General features: G+C 70.7%; 20 protein-coding genes. 13 read left to right on the top strand and 7 right to left on the bottom strand.

Translation table 11 applies throughout. The features are described from left to right. Window positions 1–252: 252 nt before the first annotated feature. On the bottom strand, window positions 253–1,299 hold the full coding sequence (locus HJC40_RS46665) for a LuxR C-terminal-related transcriptional regulator (protein ID WP_374272633.1): 1,047 nt from the start codon (window positions 1,297–1,299) through the stop codon (window positions 253–255). A gap of 60 nt (window positions 1,300–1,359) precedes the next feature. Continuing rightward, window positions 1,360–2,406: a PD-(D/E)XK nuclease family protein gene (locus HJC40_RS24680; RefSeq protein ID WP_250003935.1), complete on the bottom strand. Its 1,047-nt coding sequence runs from the start codon at window positions 2,404–2,406 to the stop codon at window positions 1,360–1,362. 186 nt (window positions 2,407–2,592) lie between these two features. Here HJC40_RS24680 and HJC40_RS24675 point away from each other — a divergent pair, with 186 nt between their 5' ends. From HJC40_RS24675 to prcA, 10 genes are all read left to right on the top strand, one after another. After that, window positions 2,593–3,669, top strand: coding sequence for a site-2 protease family protein (locus tag HJC40_RS24675; RefSeq protein WP_250004488.1), 1,077 nt, complete (start codon window positions 2,593–2,595; stop codon window positions 3,667–3,669). Further along, window positions 3,669–4,658 carry a tRNA (adenine-N1)-methyltransferase gene (locus tag HJC40_RS24670; RefSeq protein WP_374272631.1) on the top strand — a complete coding sequence of 330 codons (990 nt, stop codon included), beginning with the start codon at window positions 3,669–3,671 and terminating at the stop codon, window positions 4,656–4,658. The genes HJC40_RS24675 and HJC40_RS24670 overlap by 1 nt, the downstream gene beginning before the upstream one ends. 94 nt (window positions 4,659–4,752) lie before the next feature. After that, window positions 4,753–5,343 (top strand): hypothetical protein, encoded by a 591-nt coding sequence (locus tag HJC40_RS24665; protein WP_250003933.1) that lies wholly within the window; start codon window positions 4,753–4,755, stop codon window positions 5,341–5,343. Between the two features lie 407 nt (window positions 5,344–5,750). Then, the gene (arc, locus tag HJC40_RS24660; protein ID WP_250003931.1) at window positions 5,751–7,532 is read left to right on the top strand and encodes a proteasome ATPase; all 1,782 of its coding nucleotides are present in this window, start codon (window positions 5,751–5,753) and stop codon (window positions 7,530–7,532) included. Between the two features lie 60 nt (window positions 7,533–7,592). Beyond that, entirely contained in the window at window positions 7,593–8,828 is a 1,236-nt protein-coding gene (locus HJC40_RS24655; protein ID WP_250003929.1) for an acyltransferase, read from the top strand. A 47-nt stretch (window positions 8,829–8,875) separates the two neighbouring features. Further along, window positions 8,876–10,393 carry a depupylase/deamidase Dop gene (dop, locus tag HJC40_RS24650; protein ID WP_374272627.1) on the top strand — a complete coding sequence of 506 codons (1,518 nt, stop codon included), beginning with the start codon at window positions 8,876–8,878 and terminating at the stop codon, window positions 10,391–10,393. A 98-nt stretch (window positions 10,394–10,491) separates the two neighbouring features. Continuing rightward, window positions 10,492–10,707: a ubiquitin-like protein Pup gene (locus tag HJC40_RS24645; protein WP_250003926.1), complete on the top strand. Its 216-nt coding sequence runs from the start codon at window positions 10,492–10,494 to the stop codon at window positions 10,705–10,707. A gap of 59 nt (window positions 10,708–10,766) precedes the next feature. Continuing rightward, a complete protein-coding gene (locus HJC40_RS24640) occupies window positions 10,767–11,384 on the top strand; it encodes an endonuclease VII domain-containing protein (protein ID WP_250003924.1) in 618 nt (205 codons plus the stop codon). Then, the gene (prcB, locus tag HJC40_RS24635; protein WP_250003921.1) at window positions 11,303–12,142 is read left to right on the top strand and encodes a proteasome subunit beta; all 840 of its coding nucleotides are present in this window, start codon (window positions 11,303–11,305) and stop codon (window positions 12,140–12,142) included. The genes HJC40_RS24640 and prcB overlap by 82 nt, the downstream gene beginning before the upstream one ends. A 54-nt stretch (window positions 12,143–12,196) precedes the next feature. After that, entirely contained in the window at window positions 12,197–13,093 is an 897-nt protein-coding gene (gene prcA / locus HJC40_RS24630; protein ID WP_250003919.1) for a proteasome subunit alpha, read from the top strand. Window positions 13,094–13,295: 202 nt separating this feature from the next. Here the strand turns inward: prcA and HJC40_RS24625 are convergent, their stop codons facing one another. Beyond that, on the bottom strand, window positions 13,296–14,195 hold the full coding sequence (locus tag HJC40_RS24625; RefSeq protein ID WP_250003917.1) for a dTDP-glucose 4,6-dehydratase: 900 nt from the start codon (window positions 14,193–14,195) through the stop codon (window positions 13,296–13,298). Window positions 14,196–14,290: 95 nt separating this feature from the next. On the opposite strand from HJC40_RS24625, the gene pafA reads away from it, so the two are divergent. Next, window positions 14,291–15,649 carry a Pup--protein ligase gene (gene pafA / locus HJC40_RS24620; protein ID WP_250003915.1) on the top strand — a complete coding sequence of 453 codons (1,359 nt, stop codon included), beginning with the start codon at window positions 14,291–14,293 and terminating at the stop codon, window positions 15,647–15,649. Between the two features lie 23 nt (window positions 15,650–15,672). Then, window positions 15,673–15,843: a hypothetical protein gene (locus HJC40_RS24615; protein ID WP_250003913.1), complete on the top strand. Its 171-nt coding sequence runs from the start codon at window positions 15,673–15,675 to the stop codon at window positions 15,841–15,843. Window positions 15,844–15,862: 19 nt separating this feature from the next. Here the strand turns inward: HJC40_RS24615 and HJC40_RS24610 are convergent, their stop codons facing one another. Further along, the gene (locus HJC40_RS24610; RefSeq protein WP_250003911.1) at window positions 15,863–16,912 is read right to left on the bottom strand and encodes a serine hydrolase; all 1,050 of its coding nucleotides are present in this window, start codon (window positions 16,910–16,912) and stop codon (window positions 15,863–15,865) included. Window positions 16,913–17,392: 480 nt separating this feature from the next. Further along, window positions 17,393–17,896 carry a hypothetical protein gene (locus HJC40_RS46660; RefSeq protein ID WP_374272622.1) on the bottom strand — a complete coding sequence of 168 codons (504 nt, stop codon included), beginning with the start codon at window positions 17,894–17,896 and terminating at the stop codon, window positions 17,393–17,395. Between the two features lie 343 nt (window positions 17,897–18,239). Between HJC40_RS46660 and HJC40_RS24600 the strand changes: the two genes are divergently transcribed. Beyond that, window positions 18,240–18,773 carry a DUF1062 domain-containing protein gene (locus tag HJC40_RS24600; protein ID WP_250004482.1) on the top strand — a complete coding sequence of 178 codons (534 nt, stop codon included), beginning with the start codon at window positions 18,240–18,242 and terminating at the stop codon, window positions 18,771–18,773. 172 nt (window positions 18,774–18,945) lie between these two features. On the opposite strand, the gene HJC40_RS24595 is transcribed toward HJC40_RS24600, so the two are convergent. Together HJC40_RS24595 and HJC40_RS24590 are read right to left on the bottom strand one after the other, a co-directional pair. Beyond that, on the bottom strand, window positions 18,946–19,320 hold the full coding sequence (locus HJC40_RS24595) for a VOC family protein (RefSeq protein ID WP_250003909.1): 375 nt from the start codon (window positions 19,318–19,320) through the stop codon (window positions 18,946–18,948). Window positions 19,321–19,448: 128 nt separating this feature from the next. Further along, window positions 19,449–19,880: a class I SAM-dependent methyltransferase gene (locus HJC40_RS24590; protein WP_250003906.1), complete on the bottom strand. Its 432-nt coding sequence runs from the start codon at window positions 19,878–19,880 to the stop codon at window positions 19,449–19,451. Window positions 19,881–20,069 lie beyond the last annotated feature (189 nt).

The raw sequence follows: 20,069 nt of genomic DNA, 5'->3' as shown, positions 1-20,069 counted from the left end.
GATTTCGCCCCGGCCCGGGCGCTGGGTCGGCAGCCGGGTGTTGTCGACAGTTCTCGGTTGTCCACAGTCCCCGGTTGTCCACAGCCCGGCGCTCCTCACCCGCAGGATCATGCGGCTTTCCGCGATAATGAACAGCGGGGGAGCCCCCTGAGGAGGGCGGGCTGTGTGGTCTGCGGGGTCTGCGGGTTGCGTGGTTTGCGGGCTGCGTGGTCTGCGGGTTCGGGGGCCGGACCTCGCAGCGACCGCACGGCTTCAGGCGCCCGGCTTGACCAGTCCGGTCTCGTAGGCGAGCACCACCGCCTGGGTGCGGTCGCGCAGGCGCAGCTTGGTGAGGACGTGACCGACGTGCGTCTTGATGGTTGTCTCGCCGACCTGCAGGGCCGCGGCGATCTCGGCGTTCGAATGGCCGCGGGCCACGTGGACGAGAACCTCGCGCTCGCGTTCGGTCAGCGAGTCCAGCTTGGACGACGTGGTGGTCTCGGGGGCGGGCAGCGCCTCGGCGACACGGGTCAGGATGCGGGCCAGCACCATCGGGGTGACGACCGCGCCGCCGGCGGCGATCGCGCGAACGGTGGCGACGAGCTCGTCGGCCGGCGCGTCCTTGCACACGTAACCGGCCGCCCCGGCGGCGATCGCCGCGAGCACGTCCTCGTCGGTGTCGTGGTCGGTGACGATCAGCACGCGCACCGGCAGGCCGGCCGCCACGACAGCGCGGGTGACGCCCAGCCCGTCCAGGCGGGGCAGGGTCAGGTCGGTGATCAGCACGTCGGGGAGCAGGCGCCGGGCCAGTTCCACCGCCTCGCCGCCGTCACCGGTCTCGGCCGCCACCACGATCTCGCCGTGCGCCGCCGAGCTACCCCCGTGAGCCGCCGGGCCGCCGCCGTGGGCTGCCGAGCTGCCGTCGTGAGCTGCCGAGCTGCCGCCGTGAGCCGCTGCACCGCGACCGTATGCGGCCGACCCGCCGCCGTGAGCCGCCGGGCCGCCGCCGTGAGCTGCCGGGCCGCCGCCGTGAGCTGCCGGGCCGCCGCCGTGTGATGTCCCCGCCTCGGAGTTGCGGGCCCGGAACGTCCCGGCCGCCGTCCCTGCATCGTCGCCGAGCTGCATCCCGGCCGTTTCCGTGGCTCTGCCGGGCAGCGTCCTGGCTGCTGCCGCGTCGCCATCGGGCGGCATGCTCGCGTCGCCGGCGGGTGGCGGCGCGGTCGCGCGGTGCGGCGCTGCCGTCAGCACGGCGCGGAGGCCCGAGCGCTGCAGGGGCGCCGCGTCGGCCAGCAGGACCCGCAGGGGCCGCGGTGCGGTCACCGGGCGTCCCGGGCGCGCGTGGAAGGCATGGCGGCAACCCTAGGGGGTCGGGCTGGGCGGTCAGGCCAGGCGGTCGTCGTCGGCCGGGCCGGCCGGCAGGGGATCGGCGGAGGCGCCGGGCGCGGCCGGGTAGGGCGGGGGTGTGCCGCCGAACGCCGGGCACAGCGCCTGGTGGCTGCACCAGCCGCAGAGGCGGCTGGGCTTGGGCGGGAAGTTCTGCTCACGCTTCGCCCGCTCGATGGCCTCGGACAGGGCCACCAGCGTGCGCTCGAAGCGTTCCAGCTCCTCGGCGTCGGGGCTGTAGTCGCAGGCCTCGGCGTCTTTCAGGTAGACCAGGCGCAGCACCCGGGGGACGACGCCACGGGTGCGCCAGAGCACCAGGGCGTAGAACTTCAGCTGGAACAGGGCGCGACCCTCGAAGGCCTCGCGCGGCGCGCCGCCGGTCTTGTAGTCGACCACGCGGAGGTCGCCGGCCGGCGACACGTCGAGCCGGTCGATGTAGCCGCGGATCAGCAGCTCCTCGTCGACCAGGGTGGACACCAGCGTCTCGCGCTCGGCGGGCTCGAGGCGGCGCGGGTCCTCGACGGCGAAGTAGCCGGGCAGCAGGGCCTGGGCGCTGGACAGGAACGCGGCCAGCCGGGCGTGCCCGTCGGCGGTCGCGGTGACGCCCCCGGTCGCGTCGATCTCGGCCGAGGCGGCAGCCGGGTCGACCAACAGGTCGCCGGCCGGGGCCGCGTCGAGCAGCGTGGGTGGGGCCGGGTCGCCGGTGGCGGCGGCGAAGATCTCGGCCAGCGCCGGTTCCTCGGCCAGCAGCCGCTCCCACGACGGGGCGACCAGCGCCGCCGCGGCGGCGGGGGTGCGGTCGGCCGCGGGCAGGTCGAACAAGGCCTCGAGAACGGCGTGCACCAGCGTGCCGCGCACCTGGTCGGCGGTGGGCTGCTCGGGGAGGCGATCGACCGTGCGGAAGCGGAACAGCAGCGGGCAGGTCTTGAAGTCGGCCGCACGCGACGGCGACAGCGAGGGCCCCGAGTGTGGAGCCGGAGTGTCGCTGTCAGCTGAGTCACTGTCAGCCGCAGGGTCGGTGGGGGAGACCGTCGGTGCCGTCATGGGGAAAAGGCTAGGGCAGGGGTACGACAAAACGCGCCCCGGGACTTCCCAGGACGACTCCGTAGCATCGACGCCGTGACTGACAGCGCGGCGGGCGGCAACGGGGCGAGGCAGCGGCGGCGGACGGGCCGCCCGGCCCGGCCGGTGGGCCACGTGCTCGGCATCCCGATCTTCGTCAACGGGTCGATGATCCTGCTCGCGGTGCTGGTGACGGTCGTCTACGGCAACTACGTCCGGGGTCAGCTCGACCTGCCCGGCCCGGTGGCGTACCTGGTGGGTTTCGGGTTCGTGGTGTGCCTGCTCGGCTCGGTGCTGCTGCACGAGCTGGGCCACGCGCTGACCGCCCGCCGTTTCCGCATCGGGGTCCGCGGCATCACGCTGGAGCTGCTGGGCGGCTGGACCGAGATGGACCGGGACGCGCCCACGCCCCGGGTCGACGCCCTGGTCAGTCTGGCCGGCCCGGCCGTGAGCCTGCTGCTCGGCGGGATCGCCACGGCCGCGTTCGTCGCGCTGCCGGACCGGACGATGGCCGGCCAGATCGCGTTCCAGCTGGCCGCCAGCAACATCCTCGTGGCCGTCTTCAACGTGCTGCCGGGTCTGCCGCTCGACGGCGGGCGGGCGCTGCGCGCGGGTCTGTGGGCGATGCTCAAGGACCGCGACCGCGCCACCGAGGCGGCCGGCTGGGCCGGGCGGCTCATCGCGTTCGGCACCGGCATGACCGCCTTCTGGTTCTACCGCCTGGGCACGCTCACCCTGATCGGGTTGTTGTTCGTGCTGCTGGTCGTGTTCACGCTGTGGCAGGGCGCCGGGCAGTCGATCCGGCTGGCCCGGATGACCCGCCGTTTCCCGCTGGTCGACCTGGCCGGCCTGGCCCGGCCGCTGCTCACCGTGCCGGCCGGCACCCCGCTCGGGGAGGCCCAGCGCCGCCGCTCGCAGGACCCGCGACCCGACGTGGTGCTGGCCGTGTCGGACTCGGCCGGTAACCTCACGGCTCTGGTCGATCCGGTCGCCGCCGAGCGCGTCCCGGTCGACCGGCGCCCGTGGGTGGCCGTCGACAGCGTGTCCCGTTCGCGCGACGCCGTGCCCGCGCTGCCGCTGGGGCTCACCGGCGAGCAGGTCGTGCGCGCGTTGCAGGCGCACCCTGCCGCGCAATACGTCGTCACCTCGGGCGAGGATGTGGTGGGAGTTCTGCGCGTGGGCGACGTCGCCCGGGTGCTGGAGCCCCGCCGTGCCGGACCGTCCGTGAAGCAGAGAGAGAAGTAGTGACCATTTCACCTGCCACCGTCGTCGACGAATCGCAGCCCGCCCACCGCGGGCCGTTCCGGGCGGGTGACCGCGTCCAGCTCACCGACCCCAAGGGTCGGATGCACACGATCGTGCTCGAGCCGGGCAAGTCGTACCACACCCACCGCGGCGCGCTCGAGCACGACGCCCTGATCGGCCTGCCCGACGGCAGCGTCGTCACCTCCACCGGCAACACGGCCTACCTGGCGCTGCGCCCGCTGCTCAGCGACTACGTGCTGTCGATGCCGCGCGGGGCCCAGGTGATCTATCCCAAGGACGCGGCGCAGATCGTCGCGATGGGCGACATCTTCCCGGGCGCCAAGGTGCTCGAGGCCGGCGTCGGCTCGGGCGCTCTGACCTGCTCGCTGCTGCGCGCGGTCGGCACGAGCGGCGAGCTGCACTCGTACGAGTTGAGGGACGACTTCGCGGCGATCGCCCGCAAGAACGTGGAGTCGTTCTTCGGCGGACCGCACCCGGCCTGGCACCTGCACGCCGGGGACGTCGCGAGCAACGCGGAGACCGGTTTCGACCGGATCGTCCTCGACATGCTGACGCCCTGGGAGGCGCTCGACATGGTCGAGCGGGCCCTGCTGCCCGGCGGCGTCTTCGTCGGCTACGTCGCCACCACGCCGCAGCTGTCCGAGCTGGTCGAGGCCCTGCGCGAGCGGGGCGGCTGGACCGAGCCGCGGGCCTGGGAGTCGCTGGTCCGCGACTGGCACGCGGAGGGCCTGGCGGTCCGGCCCGACCACCGCATGATCGCGCACACGGCGTTCCTCGTCTCGGCCCGCAAGCTCGCGCCCGGCGTCACCGCCCCGCCGAGGCGCCGCAAGCCCAGCAAGGGCGCCGAGGCGTACGCGTTGAGGCGCGCGGCCCAGGCCGCTCTGGCCGCCGCGGCCGGGCTCGACGCGGCCGAGATCGATGAGGATACGCCGGACGAGGCCGCCGGGGACCGCTCAGCGACGGAATGAGGCCGCCCGGCTCTGGCGATGTGACGCGGCGCGCGGCGTTCGGGTAGCTTCCAGTTCGGCAGTGGCACGGCTCGGGGAGGATCGGGTGGGCGCGATGAGTTCTCCGCCGTTCGGTGGCAGCAACGAGATGCCGGCGGTCTTCCCCGACTGGTCGCCTTATCAGGATCTCGACTCGGCCGCGCGGGCCTACCTGCGCGATCCCGAGGTGGCGCTGGACGCCCTGTTCGGGGTGCTGCGGGGAGCGTCGGTGCTCTGCTTCACGCTCGAGCGATTCGTCAACGAGGTCAACGGCGTCTGGCAGGAGGTCGTCATCTGCGACGGCAGCCGCCTGGTGCTGTGGCACGGCGAGGACGTCGCCCCGGGCGACGGGCCGGTCGGCTCGATGACCTCCTCGCTGCGGGTGGTGCCGCTCTCCACGGTCACCGAGGTGGGCTGCCGGCGCCGGCTGACCCGCACCTCCAACGGTCAGGCCCGGGTCGACAGCATCGACGTCTACCTGCTGCTGAGCTCGGTCGACGACGCGGTTCCCCCGCCCGGCATGGACGAGGCGGAGTCGCGGACGACGATCCGCCACGACGCGCTGCGCTTCGGCAAGACGCTGGACGACGGCGGACCCGGACAAATCGCCCGTCTGGAGGAGTTCTCGCGGGTGGTGGCCTCCCTGGTGGGCCGGCCCACGCTGTAGCCGGGTCCCGGATCCGGCCGCCCCGGACGGCGGAAAGCGTTTCGGGCGTGTGACTTTTTTCGTAAACGCCGCACCGGGATCTGACCGGTGCCGGGTCGGCCGCCGCCCTTCGAGAGCACCGTTTCCGGCGTACCCGTGAGGGCCCGACGACCGGTCGCGCGGAGGCCCCTCCCACGGCAAACGTGCTGATCCGCCCCGATCTGGGGCGGGTCGCCCCGGGTGTGCGCGGACACGCCCGGCCGCGGGGAGGCACAGCGGCCCGACCGTACCGGAACCCCCCGACAAACTCCTTGCCAGCACCGGCCGAACGGATCAAGACTCGGTGACGAGGGTGTTGCATGGGTCGAAATCCGGTCCGCAGCGGCTAATGTTGACGCAAGACGTTCGAGCCCCCGGGGAGGTGGGACGTGGCACGTAGCGACGAGGCGGACTCACGAGCCGCACGTTGGGAGAAAGAGGCCAACGATCTCTCCAGCCAGGTCGCGTTCCTGCAAGAGGAACTCGCCCTCGTTAGGCGGAAGTTGACCGAGAGCCCACGACACGTCCGGCAGCTCGAGGAACGGCTCGCGGCAACGCAGACGCAGCTGGCCCGACTGACCGAGAACAACGACAGGCTCGTGGCGACCCTCAAGGAAGCCCGAGCTCAGATCGTCACTCTCAAGGAAGAGATTGACCGGCTCGCCCAGCCGCCCAGCGGTTACGGCGTATTCCTCACGGCACACGAGGACGGCACCGTCGATGTCTTCACCGGCGGCCGCAAGCTCCGCGTGGCGGTTTCCCCGTCCCTCGAGGTCGAGGAGCTCCAGCGCGGGCAGGAGGTGCTGCTCAACGACGCGCTCAACGTCGTCGACGCGTTCGGCTTCGAGCGCAGCGGCGAGGTGGTGACGCTCAAGGAGGTCCTCGCGGGCCCCGACGGCCAGCGTGGCGACCGTGCTCTGGTCGTCTCGCACGCCGACGAGGAACGCATCGTCTTCCTGGCCGACTCGCTCGAGATCAGCAAGCTCCGCGCGGGCGACTCGCTGATGATCGAACCGCGGTCGGCGTACGCCTACGAGCGCATCCCCAAGAGCGAGGTCGAGGAGCTCGTTCTCGAGGAGGTCCCCGACGTCGACTACACCGACATCGGCGGCCTGCACTCGCAGATCGAGCAGATCCGCGACGCGGTCGAGCTGCCGTTCCTGCACGCCGACCTGTTCCGGGAGCACCAGCTGCGCCCGCCCAAGGGCATCCTGCTCTACGGCCCGCCCGGCTGTGGCAAGACCCTGATCGCCAAGGCGGTCGCCAACTCGCTGGCGAAGAAGATCGCCGAGCGGCGCGGCGAGGAGAAGCACACCAGCTACTTCCTCAACATCAAGGGCCCGGAGCTGCTCAACAAGTACGTGGGTGAGACCGAGCGGCACATCCGCCTGGTCTTCCAGCGGGCTCGCGAGAAGGCCGGCGAGGGCACCCCGGTGATCGTGTTCTTCGACGAGATGGACTCGATCTTCCGGACCCGTGGCTCCGGTGTCTCCAGCGACGTGGAGAACACGATCGTCCCCCAGCTCCTCAGCGAGATCGACGGCGTCGAGGGCCTGGAGAACGTGATCGTGATCGGCGCGTCCAACCGGGAAGACATGATCGACCCGGCGATCCTGCGCCCCGGCCGTCTCGACGTGAAGATCAAGATCGAGCGTCCGGACGCCGAGGCGGCCAAGGACATCTTCGGCAAGTACATCCTGTCCGACCTGCCGCTGAGCAGCGACGACCTCACCGAGCACGGCAACGACCGCGACATGACGGTCGCCGCCATGATCGAGGCGGTCGTGCTCCGGATGTACACGGAGACCGAGGAGAACCGCTTCCTCGAGGTCACCTACGCCAACGGTGACAAGGAAGTCCTGTACTTCAAGGACTTCAACTCCGGCGCGATGATCCAGAACATCGTCGACCGCGGCAAGAAGATGGCCATCAAGGAGTTCCTCACCTCCGGCAAGAAGGGGCTGCGCCTGCAGCACCTGCTCGACAGCTGCGTCGACGAGTTCCGCGAGAACGAGGACCTGCCCAACACGACCAACCCGGACGACTGGGCCCGCATCTCCGGCAAGAAGGGCGAGCGGATCGTCTACATCCGCACGCTCGTCTCCGGCGGCAAGGGCGCCGAGGCCGGCCGCTCCATCGAGACGGCCAGCAACACCGGTCAGTACCTGTAACGAACGCTCAGCCAGCGCGGGCCGGGGTTTCCCCCGGCCCGTGCTGTCGTTGCACCCGGCATGAGAAGGCTGGCCTGGCTCGACGCCCTCCGCGGGCTCGCCGCCGTCACCGTCGTGCTGTTCCACCTGAGCCCGCAGGTGATCGGCACCGGGCCGCACCTGGCGGTCCTGCGGCACATCGACCTGGGCAAGTACGCCGTGCTGCTGTTCTTCCTGGTCAGCGGCTACGTCATCCCCATGTCGCTGGAACGGCACGGATCGCTGCGGCGGTTCTGGATCGGCCGGCTCTGCCGCGTCTACCCGGCCTACCTCGCCACCATCGCGCTGTTCGCGGTGCTCGCGACGGCCGGGCTGCTGCACTGGCCGGCGTCCCTGCGTGCCGAGACCGGCGCCGGGCTGCTCGCCCACGTCACGATGATGCCCGACCTGGTCGGCGTGCGCGGCGTCGTGCGGGTGTTCTGGACCCTGTCGTACGAGATGGTCTTCTACCTGATCGTGGCCGGGCTCTTCGCGTGGCGGGGGCACCGGCACAGCGCCTGGTACGCGGGCGGGCTCGGGCTGCTCGCGGTGCTCGCCGGGCCGCACCTGCCGGACGCGCTCCTTGTGAGCTCCCGGCAGGACCGTCGCGTGCTGGCCGCCGTACTGGTGCTGGTCGTGGTCCTGACCGTGGCCCTGCAGATCAGGGGACTGGTGGCCGGGGCGATCGGCGTGGCCTTCGTGCTCCTGCCGGCCCTCAACGGGCACCCGGGCGCGGGCAGCACCGTCACGTCGTCGCAGCAGGGGCTGCTGTTGCTGGCCGTCATGTTCGCGGGCACGGTCGTCTACCGATGGCAGCACGGGCAGACCGGACGCGCCGCCGGCCTGACCGCGCTGACCGTCGTCACTGCCGGACTCATCGATACACAGAAGATCTGGACCGTCCTGGCGGTGATGGCGACCTTCCTTTCGGCGTACGTTTTACGCACCCGCGCGATGCCCCGAGCGCTCACCTGGCTCGGGCAGGTCAGCTACTCGCTCTATCTGCTGCACGTGCCGGTGCTCTTCCTGATGCCGCGTCTCGTCCCAGAGATCGGGACGGCAACCCTGCCCATCCGCGTCGCGGCCGGGCTCACGTACGTGATCCTTGTGCTCGCCCTGGCCGGACTGTCATACCGCATGGTGGAACAACCGGGTCAGGCCCTCGGCCGTCACCTCCTGCGCGCGATCGACACACATCCGCCGCGACACCGGCAAACGACCACCGAGCGTGCCGCATCGGGCACCCGGCGGGGCGAGAACAGCCGCGAGAGCGTCTAGGCTCATTACATGAGCAACAGGGGCAACGTGGCAGGCGGGGTGGTCGCATGAGCGTTCGACGGATTATGGGCACCGAGGTCGAGTACGGCATCAGCGTCCCCGGGCAGCCCGGCGCCAACCCGATGGTCACCTCCTCACAGGTCGTCAACGCCTACGGAGCACGGCCCGAGCTCAACCGCAACGGGCGCGCACGCTGGGACTACGAGGAAGAATCACCGCTGCGCGACGCGCGCGGCTTCACCTACTCCGGCGCCGCCTACGACCCGGCCGACGCCCTCGCCGACGAAGACCTCGGCCTGGCCAACGTGATACTGACCAACGGCGCCCGCCTCTACGTCGACCACGCCCACCCCGAATACAGCACCCCCGAGTGCACCAACCCGCTCGACATCGTCAAATGGGACAAAGCCGGCGAGCGGGTGATGGCCGAAGCCTCCCGCCGCGCCGCCACCATCCCCGGCACCCACCGCATCCAGCTCTACAAGAACAACACCGACAACAAGGGCGCCTCGTACGGCTCCCACGAGAACTACCTGATGCGGCGCCAGACGCCGTTCGCCGACATCGTCGCCCACCTCACGCCGTTCTTCGTCACCCGGCAGATCTTCACCGGCGTCGGGCGCGTCGGCCTCGGCCAGGACGGCTCCGGCTCCGGCTTCCAGATCAGCTCCCGCGCCGACTTCTTCGAGGTCGAGGTCGGACTCGAGACGACGCTCAAGCGGCCGATCATCAACACCCGCGACGAGCCGCACTCCGACGCCGACAAATACCGGCGCCTGCACGTCATCATCGGCGACGCCAACCTCTCCGAGATCGCCACCTACCTCAAGGTCGGCACCACCTCGCTCGTGCTCAACATGATCGAGGAAAAGGTGTTCAGCGGCGACCTCGGCATCGCCGACCCGGTCAGCGAGCTCAAGGCGGTCAGCCACGACCCGTCGCTCAAACACCTCATCCGGCTGCGCGACGGTCGCAAACTCACCGCCCTCGACCTCCAATGGGCGTACTACGAGCGCGCCCGCCAGTTCGTCGACGAGCGCGAAGGCGACGACACCGACGAGCAGACCAAGGACGTGCTCGACCGCTGGGAGGACGTCCTCGACCGGCTCGGCCGCGACCCCATGGAATGCGCCGACACCCTCGACTGGGTGGCCAAGCTGCGGCTGCTCGAGGGCTACCGCGAACGCGAGAACCTCGGCTGGTCGTCGCACAAGCTCCAGCTCGTCGACCTGCAGTACGCCGACGTGCGGCCCGAGAAAGGCCTCTACCACCGGCTGGTCGCGCGCGGATCGATGAAGACGCTGCTCGACCCCGACGACGTCCAGCGGGCGATGTCCGAGCCGCCGGAGGACACCCGGGCCTACTTCCGGGGCCGGTGCCTGGCCCAGTACGCGTCCGAAGTGGTCGCGGCCAGCTGGGACTCGGTCATCTTCGACGTCGGCCGCGAGTCGCTCGTCCGGGTTCCGATGATGGAGCCCGAGCGCGGGACCAAGAAGCACGTGGGCGCGCTGTTCGACAAGTGTGAGAGCGCGAAGGATCTGCTCGAAGTGATCACCAGTCGCTGAGAAACGCCCATGGCAGCAGGCGGTTTTGTCACAACCGCGAGGTAGGTTTTTCCCAACCCGATGTCACAGGCTTCGGGTGGCTGAGAAGGGGGACACCGATGGCAACTCGGGACAGCGGCGGGCAGTCGCAATCGGGCAAGGGCCGGCAGGACGAGGAAGTCCAGGACGCCACCGTCGAGGCCAACCCGGAGGTAGCCGAGCGGCATGCCGAGATCACCGAGGACGTCGACGACCTGCTCGACGAAATCGACTCCGTTCTTGAGGAAAATGCCGAAGAATTCGTGAGGGGATACGTGCAAAAAGGGGGGGAGTGAACTAAATGTCCGATTTACGGGGGTCGGACGGAAAGCACTGCCCTCAATGTCGTCGGACGTTGCCACGGGAGAGTTTCCACAGCAACGTTCGACGGCCGGACGGTTTGGCCTTCTATTGCCGCGACTGTGCGGCGCAGCGATCCGAGACGAGCCGGCGCAAGCGTGGCGTGCAGCCGCGCAAACGGTCGGCGGAGCCCGTGCCGGTCGGGTCCCAATGGTGTCCGGACTGCGACACCATCAAGCCGCTCATCGACTTCGCCCGCACGACAGCCAAGGCGAGCGGCTACCACTCCTACTGCCTGACCTGTCATACGGCCCGAGGTGTCGAGTCCAAGATCAGGCTCAACGGCGGCACTCGCGAGTACCACCTGCGGCGGCGCTACGGCATCGGTCAGGCTGACTTCGACGAGATGCTGTGGCGCCAATTCGGACGCTGCGCGATCTGCCGGGCGCCGGACCCTCAACACGTCGATCACGATCATCGCACCGGCGCTGTGCGCGGGATATTGTGCTTCAACTGCAACGGCGGCCTGGGGCAGTTCCGGGACAACCAGGACTACCTCGCCGGCGCGATCGAGTATTTGAAGGGAACCACGTGGCAAAGGACTTTGATCCATCCGGGCGTGTACCGGATTACTTCGTCAATGCGGGAACGTCCTCCTTCACGCAGTTCCTGACGCACGTTTCTCCCGAGCTGCTGCCGGGTCGCCGGCCGTTGCCCCCGGGTCTGTCGGCCGACATCGCGCCGCACGGCACGACGATCGTCGCGATCGCCACCGCCGAGGGTGTCGTGATGGCCGGCGACCGGCGCGCGACGATGGGCAACCTGATCGCCAGCCGGGACATCGAGAAGGTGCATCCGGCCGACTCGTACTCTTTGATCGGCATCGCCGGGACGGCGGGCATCGGCATCGAGCTGATGCGGCTGTTCCAGGTCGAGCTGGAGCACTACGAGAAGATCGAGGGCACGATGCTCTCGACGGACGGCAAGGCCAACCGGCTGGCCGGCATGGTGCGCGGCAATCTGGGCGCGGCGATGCAGGGCCTGGCCGTGGTGCCGTTGTTCGCCGGTTACGACCTGTCCCCGGCCGACCCGGCCAAGGTGGGGCGCATCTTCAGCTTCGACGTGGCGGGTGGCCTCTACGAGGAGACCGGCTACGACGCGATCGGCTCGGGTTCGCTGTTCGCGAAGTCGGCGCTGAAGAAGAAGTACCGCGCGGGTCTGAGCACCGATGACGCTGTCCGGCTGGCGGTCGAGGCGTTGTACGACGCGGCCGACGACGACACCGCGACGGGTGGGCCGGACCTGACCCGCAAGATCTTCCCGGTGGTGATGTCGGCGACGGCGAACGGGACGCACCGGCTGACCGAGGCCGAGATCACCGCGGTGGCCGAGCAGGTCGTCGCCGGGCGCATGGAAAATCCGGGCGGCTGAGTCCGGTTGTTCTCCGCAGCCGAATTCACCAGGGACGAGAGGGAGTAGCCACCCGTGGCCATGCAGTTCTACGCATCACCCGAGCAGGTCCAGCGCGACCGTTCGGAGTACGCCCGTAAGGGCATCGCCCGCGGCCGTTCCGCCGTGGTGCTGACGTACGAGGGCGGCATCCTGCTGGTCGCCGAGAACATCACGACGCTGCGCAAGATCAGCGAGATCTACGACAAGATCGGTTTCGCCGCGGTCGGGCGGTACAACGAGTTCGAGAGTCTGCGCCGGGCCGGTATCCGGATGGCCGACGTGAACGGTTACAGCTACGACCGGCGTGACGTGACCGGCCGGTTCCTGGCCAACGCCTACACGCAGACGCTGGGCGCCATCTTCACCGAGACGCAGAAGCCGTACGAGGTGGAGATCTGCATCGCGCAGGTCGGGTCGTCGCCGGAGACGGACGAGCTGTACCGGATCACGTACGACGGTTCGGTGATGGACGAGCCCGGTTTCATGGCGATGGGCGGCCAGGCCGAGGCCATCTCGAACGTGCTGCGTGAGCGGCACGACGCGTCGGCCGAGTTGCCGGCCGCGCTGGCGCTGGCGGCGGCCGCGCTGGGCAGCGTGGGTGGCGAGAACGGTCAGACCCGCAAGCTCGACCAGAAGCAGCTCGAGGTCGCCGTGCTCGACCGGCGGCGTAAGGGCCGGGCGTTCCGGCGCATCCAGGGTCCGCCGCTGATCCAGTTGCTCGAGGGTCTGAAGGACGTGCTCGACAAGGACCTGGGCGGCGTGGACGCGGCTCCGCCGCAGCCCCCGTCGGTCGACAAGCCCACGGTGTCGGCGGCGGCCGAGGAGGACGTCGCCGGAAAGCCGGAGGCGACCGGGGCGGCCGGGAAGCCGTCCTCGACCGAGGCCGACCCGGCTGAGCCGGCCGACGGCGTCAACGGCGACGGTTCCTGACGTGGTCCTGCCCCCGGCCGGATAGTCCGGGGGCAGAACCAGGACAGGGCCGGGGCTCACTTCGGCGACGGCTTTCATGGCCGCCGACGATCGTCGCCCCGGCTACAGCAGCCGCCGTTGGTGGTGGCGCGACGGGCTCTGGCGCCCGCCCGCGGGCCGGTCAGTCGTTCAGCAGGGGCTGCCACCAGCCTGGGTTGTCGCGCTACCAGCGGACCGTGGCGTTGAGGCCCGGGACGAACTCGACTTGGGGGCGCCACCCGAGCTCCTGGCGGATCTTGCCGTCGTCGACGGCGTGCCGGGCGTCGTGTCCCGGGTGGTCGGCGACGTACCGGGCGCGCTCCCAGCCGGCGCCGAGCTCCTCGAGCAGCAGGCCGGTCAGTTCGCGGTGGGTGAGCTCGATGCTGCCGCCCACGTTGTAGACCTCCCCGGGCCGGCCGCCGGCCACGACGGCCGCCACGGCGCGGATCAGGTCGTGGACGTGCAACCAGTCGCGGGTGTGGGCGCCGTCGCCGGGCAGGTCCGCCGTCGCGCCGGTGAGCAGGCCGGTCACGAGGCCGGGGATCAGCCTCCGCGGGTGCTGGTGGGTCCCGTACGTGTCGCTGGGCCGGACGATCGTGGCCGGCAGGCCGTGGGTGCGGTGGGCGGCCAGCACCAGCAGGTCGGCGGAGGCCTTCGTCGCGGCGGAGGGGGTCGTCGGTGACAGGGCCGCGGTCTCGGTCCAGGCGCCGGTCGCGATCGGCCCGTACACCTCATCGGTCGAGATGTGCACAAATCGGGCCACGCCGGAGCGGCGGGCGGCGTCGAGCAGCACCTGGGTGCCGAGCACGTTGGAGACCGCGTCGTCGGCCGCCGCGAAGTGGACGACCGTGTCGTGCCGGCGGGCCACCACCTCGACCAGGGCGGTGTCGGCCACGTCGCCGGGGACGAAGTCGAGGCGCTTGTCGTGGGCCACCTCGTCCAGGTTGGCGAAACTCCCGGCGTACGTCAGCTTGTCCAGGACCGTGACCCGCGCGCCCTCGAGGCCGGCCAGGCGGTCGGCCAGGGCGGCCCGCACGAAGTGCGAGCCGATGAAGCCGGCGCCACCGGTGACCAAGACGTTCATCCTGTCGCGAGTCTAAGCGCGTCGCGGGCGCCAGGCGCCGGTGAAAGCGCGAGTGGTGACTGCCAATGGATGGCTTATGCGGCTAGTGTTTCGTCATGGAACGGCGAATTTTCGGCCTCGAGACCGAGTACGGCGTCACGTGTACTTACCGGGGGCAGCGGCGGCTGTCTCCCGACGAGGTGGCCCGCTACCTGTTCCGCCGAGTGGTGTCCTGGGGACGCAGCAGCAACGTCTTTCTCCGTAACGGTGCCCGTCTCTACCTCGATGTCGGTTCCCACCCTGAGTACGCGACGCCCGAGTGCGACTCCGTGACCGATCTGGTCGCCCATGACCGCGCCGGTGAGCGCATCCTCGAGGGCCTGCTCGTCGACGCCGAGAAACGGCTGCACGACGAGGGCATCGCGGGGGAGATCTACCTCTTCAAGAACAACACCGACTCGGCCGGCAACTCGTACGGCTGCCACGAGAACTACCTGGTGTCGCGGCACGGCGAGTTCGGCCGGCTCGCCGACGTCCTCATCCCGTTCCTCGTCACCCGCCAGCTGATCTGCGGCGCCGGCAAGGTGCTGCAGACGCCGCGCGGGGCCGTGTTCTGCCTGTCGCAGCGGGCCGAGCACATCTGGGAGGGCGTCTCCAGCGCGACGACGCGGTCGCGCCCGATCATCAACACCCGCGACGAGCCGCACGCCGACGCCGAGCGTTACCGGCGTCTGCACGTGATCGTCGGCGACTCGAACATGAACGAGGTCACCACGCTGCTCAAGGTGGGCAGTGCCGACATCGTGCTCCGCATGATCGAGGCCGGCGTCGTGATGCGCGACCTGTCGCTGGAGAACCCGATCCGCGCCATTCGCGAGGTCAGCCACGACATCACCGGCCGCCGCAAGATCCGCCTGGCCAACAACAAGGAGGTCAGCGCGCTCGAGATCCAGCAGGAGTACCTGGCCAAGGCGACCGAGTTCGTCGAGCGCCGCGGCGGCGACCCGACCGCCAAGCGCGTCGTCGAGCTGTGGGGCCGCGTGCTCAACGCCATCGAGAGCGAGAATCTCGACCCGGTGGCCCGCGAGATCGACTGGGTGTCGAAGTACAAGCTGATCGAGCGATACCAGGCCAAGCACCAGATCCCGATGAGCCACCCGCGGATCGCCCAGCTCGACCTGGCCTACCACGACGTGCGCCGGGGCCGCGGCCTCTACGCGCTGATGGAGAAGCGCAAGCAGGTCGACCGCATCTCCAACGACCTCGAGATCTTCGAGGCGAAGGAGACCCCGCCGCAGACCACCCGGGCTCGCCTGCGCGGCGAGTTCATCCGTCACGCGCAGGAGAAGCGCCGCGACTTCACCGTCGACTGGGTGCACCTCAAGCTCAACGACCAGGCGCAGCGCACCGTCCTGTGCAAGGACCCGTTCCGCGCCTACGACGAGCGGGTGGAACGCCTGATCGCCAGCATGTGACCGGGCGTTAGGCTGGTCGGGCGATGAGCCCGCCCGACCAGCCACCCCCGTCCCGCCTCGAGCGCCGGCGCAACCGGATCCGCGCCGAGATCCGGCGCAACCGCGAGGGCGGCCACCGGGTGCCGACCTGGGTGCTGGCCGCGGTCCTGGGCGTGGTGCTGCTCGGCTGGCTCTACCTGATGATCACCTCGTAGGGCGCTATCTCGTCGGGCGCTATCTCGTCGGGCACAGGGCGTCGTCGAGCAGTGCCTGCACGGCCTCGTCACTCGGCCGGTCGGTGCCCCAGGCGACCGACAACGTCACCGCCCGGTGCGGTCCGGTCGCGAAGACCCACGCCGACGCCCCGTACGCGTCTCCCATGTGCCCGTAGGCGGTGCCGCACCGGGTGTCCACGAACTCGAGCCCGAGGCCGCGCTCGGACGGCGGCCGCACCGGCTTCATGCGGTTGAGCAGGCGCGGCGGCAGGGTCGTCAGGAACCGGTTCAGGTCGGCCGCCGTGGAGATGACTTCGCCGGCGGCGCCCATCACCGACGGGTTCAGCTCGGTGACGTCCACGACGCCCCCGTTGCCGTCCGGCACATAGGCGTGCGCGTGCGGCCCGGGGATCCGGGTGCCGGTGCCGGGGAAGATCGTCTCCGGCAGTCGCAGCCGCCGCGATGCTTCGACGGCATACGGCTGCCCGGTGACCCGCTCGATGAGCATGCCGGCAACGAGATATCCGGTGCTCGAATAGGCGTAGCCGCGCCCGGCCGGGAACGTCGGTTCCTCGGCTGTGGCCCGTGCGATCAGCTCCCGTGGGGTCCACGTCTTCCACCGCAACGGCAGGAACGCGACGGGCGGCCGCAGCGGCAGTGTCCTCGTCACGTCGTACAGGCCGCTCGTGTGATCGAGCAACTGCCGCACCGTCACACCGTTCCCGGCCGGCAACAGCCCCGGCAGCCACCGGTCGACCCGATCCTCGAGCCGGATCCGCCGCTCGGCCACCAGCTGCAGCACCACGGACGCGATCAGCATCTTGGTGACGCTGCCGACCCGGAACCGGCCGCGCGGATCGACCCGCTCGCCCGTCCCGTACCGGACACTCCCGGCGGCCAACCGCACCGTCCGGCGCCCGTCACGCACCTCGACCAGCGCGCTGACCGGCCCCTCGGCCACGATGGCGTCGAGGTCCCGCTGCAGCTTTCCCGGCCCGGCCTGCACCGGCGTCACCACAGCGATCATCGCGGCGGCGGCCAGTCCGGCCACCCAGAATCTGTAGGACATCGTTGCGCTCCCTCCACGAGTCGACAGAGCTCAGCGTTGCCATCGACAGCGGTGCGTGTCATCGGGCATCGCCCCCACCCAGCCCCCTAAGTCACGCCTGAGCCGCGTCTGCGGATCATCGGGAAATCAACCGCGAAGCACAGACCGGTGTCGTAGCGGGGTGGGTGGTGCCGACCGCTGCTCACGCCGAGGGCCCGGGCGGGGCGAGCAGGGCGCTGGCGCGCCCGGAACGCTCACCCCGCCCGGGCGACCTGCGTGCGTGTCGCGCTCGCGGCGGGTAGCCGAGGTCGTCCCACAGGATCAGCGTGGCGACCCGGGGATCGGGGCACCGGCTCGGGTGGCAGCCGCCGGTACCCCACGACGAGGAGGACCGATGACCGACGCCACCGCAGGCCGGCGCGGAGGCGGCTCGGCCGTGGCGTCGGCTGGTCGCCTCAGCTGAGAGGGCGGTGGGACGCCCGCGGACCGGGCGATGCGCCCTCAGCGGTCGGCCGCGGCCAGGACCTCGGCGAGTTGCCGGGCCACCTCGGGGCGGGAGATCAGTTCGGCGTAGCGCCGGATGTCGTCGGGAGGCTGCGGGCCGTCCGGCGACGGCGTGGCGGGGGCCGGCGGCTCGGTGACCCGTACGGCGATCTGCAGGGGTGTGCCGAGCCGGCGGCTCAGTGCCTCGACGACGGCCGGGCGCAGGCGCGACTCGAGGACGTCGCGGGTGAACGCGTCGGGGACGTCGACGAGCGCCACGCCCTCGACGATGGCGGTCAGGCGGGTCACCGCCAGGAACGACCGCTGCTGCCGGGAGGTCACGTCGGCCATGAGGTCGTGCTGGGTGTCGGCCCACACCTCGTCCAGGCTCTTCGGCGGCGGGGTGAGCGACGCGCGGCGCCGGCCCGCCTCGGCCAGCCACTCGTCGACGGTGAGGCCCGCCGCGGCGGCGGACGAGGAGAACAGGGCGTGGTCGGCTGCGCTGATGGTCACCTGGGGCATCAGCTCATCCAACCCCTCGGCGGCCGCGACACGCGAAACCGGGGGAAGACGACACGCACGTACGGAGGCGCTTTTCTCGGCCGGTGTTCCTGGCCGCGGCACGGCGTTGGCTGTTGCTGACACAGGCCCCGCGCGCCGCCCCGGCCCTGAAAACCGGTGGCTCGGCACCGCGGGGCGCTATTACCGTGCGGCTCGACCAGGACGTCAAGGCGAGGACGTGCCGTTGTACACCCTGTGAGACCTCCCGAGCGCTGATCTGTCGCGCGTCGCGCATCTGGCGCCGCGCTCCTTCTTGCTGCGGACTTCTCACTGAAACCGGTGTACTTCTGTGCTCGACAACTGGATGGTCGTGCCCATCGGCCTGCCCCTCGTCCGTCTCCGTTGCCACGCCTGCGCGTCCGAGCGGTTCCGCCCGAGCGGCAAATTTCGTGTCAACGCCAACCACAAGCTGATCGACGCCTGGCTCCTCGTGCTCTGTGCCGCATGTGGAGCGACAGCGAAGCTCGCGATCCTGGAGCGGGTGACGGTGCGCTCCATACGACCTGAGCTGCTGCATCAGCTGTACGGCAACAATCCCGGCCTGATAACCGAGGTGCTCGGGGATCCGGGCTTCCAGCGGCGCAATCGCATCGCCCTCGACTGGGGTGGCGCCTGGCGCCTGGACACCGGCGGGTCGGACTACCGGGACCGCGAGGTGATCGACGTCGCCGTCCGGTTCGGGGCGCCGATCCCGGTCCGGCCGGCGCGACTGATCGCTGAGGGTTGCGGTCTCGCGCGAGCCGAGGTCGAACGGCTGATCGCGCAGGGCCGAGTCGCTGCGACGATTCGGCTGAGAGGAACGGTCTCCGGCGACTTCACCTTCACGCTCAAGCGCTGAGTCGTCCTCGCGGGCGCGGGCCTGTCCGGCATGATGCGCTGGGCCGGCCCGCGCTCGGCCTGCCGGTCGCCGCGTCCGGCACGAGGCCGCCGCCGCCCGAGCCGGATTCCGGAAGCGTTCCGGCGGGTGGCTCCGGTGGCCGCGTGCGGCTTTGTAGCAGGTCCGTGGCTCGTCAGTCAGGGACTTCGCCGGCCAGGCCGATCACGTTGCCCTCGGGGTCGGTGAAGTGGGCGACGACGAGTTTGGTGCCGGGGGACCGTACCGGACCCATGACCCGGCGGCCGCCGAGACTTTCGGCCTTCGCCAACGCGGCTTCCACGTCCGGGACGCCGACGTAGAAGACGGTGTGCGGCCGGAAGCCGGCGCCGCCACCCACTCCGCCCGGGATCGTCGCGCCCTCGGTGAAGCCGTAGTCGCCGGCCTCGGACACCGTCTCGGCGACCGGCCCGCCCGTGGCGAACTCCCAGCCGAACAGCTCGCCGTAGTAACCGCGCAGCCGGCCGGGATCGGACCCGATGATTTCGAAGTGGACAACCGGCTGTCCCATGTTCGCCCCCCGCCGTGGTGAATGCCGACCTGGGCCATCCTGCCAGGGCCGGTACGTCGGCGGCGCCCGTCCGAGCTCGATCCTCGGCCCGCCGCGCTGCTCCCCACGCGTGGCGGGCGGTCGCAGCGTCAACGAGGCAGAGGGAGTTCCCGCAGCGGGTCGCCGCCGTCGACGAACAGCCGGGCGCCGGGACGGGTGGCGTCGGTGAGGCGGGCCATGATCCGCTCGCCCAGGGCCGGGTGGCGGCCGTCGAGCGCGCCGACCCGCACGGCGAACACCAGATCGTACGGGTCCTCCCCGAGACTCAGGACGAGCTCCTCGGCTGCCATCTGGCGAACGATCAGACGGCCCGCGGCGATCTCCTCGGCCGATCCGGCCCTGGCCTGCGCGACGGCGGCCGCCGACCGGTCGATCGCCAGGATGTGGCCGCTGTCGAGCCGGGCGGCGACCAGCCGGGCGGCGACGCCGGGACCGCAGCCGATCTCGAGGACGCGCAGGTGGGGCCGCAGGGGCAGCGCGTGCACGATCGCGCGGAGGCGGGGCGAGGCGGAAGCCGGCACAGTCACAGCTTAGATCGCCGATCAACCGCTCGATCTTGCCTGGTGCGCCTCCGCCTCCCCCGCCCACAGAGAGGATGGTGATGAGCACCTCCCGCCGGGGTTTGACCCACCCTCCCACTGACTTCGGGTCTTGCCTGGGATCTGTCGACTCCGGCCGGGAGGTGCTCGTGCACTCACCGGACGTGGCGT

This window comes from Actinoplanes sp. M2I2 (assembly GCF_023544445.1).
Lineage (GTDB): Bacteria > Actinomycetota > Actinomycetes > Mycobacteriales > Micromonosporaceae > Actinoplanes.
This window is presented reverse-complemented; position numbering and strand designations above follow the sequence as displayed.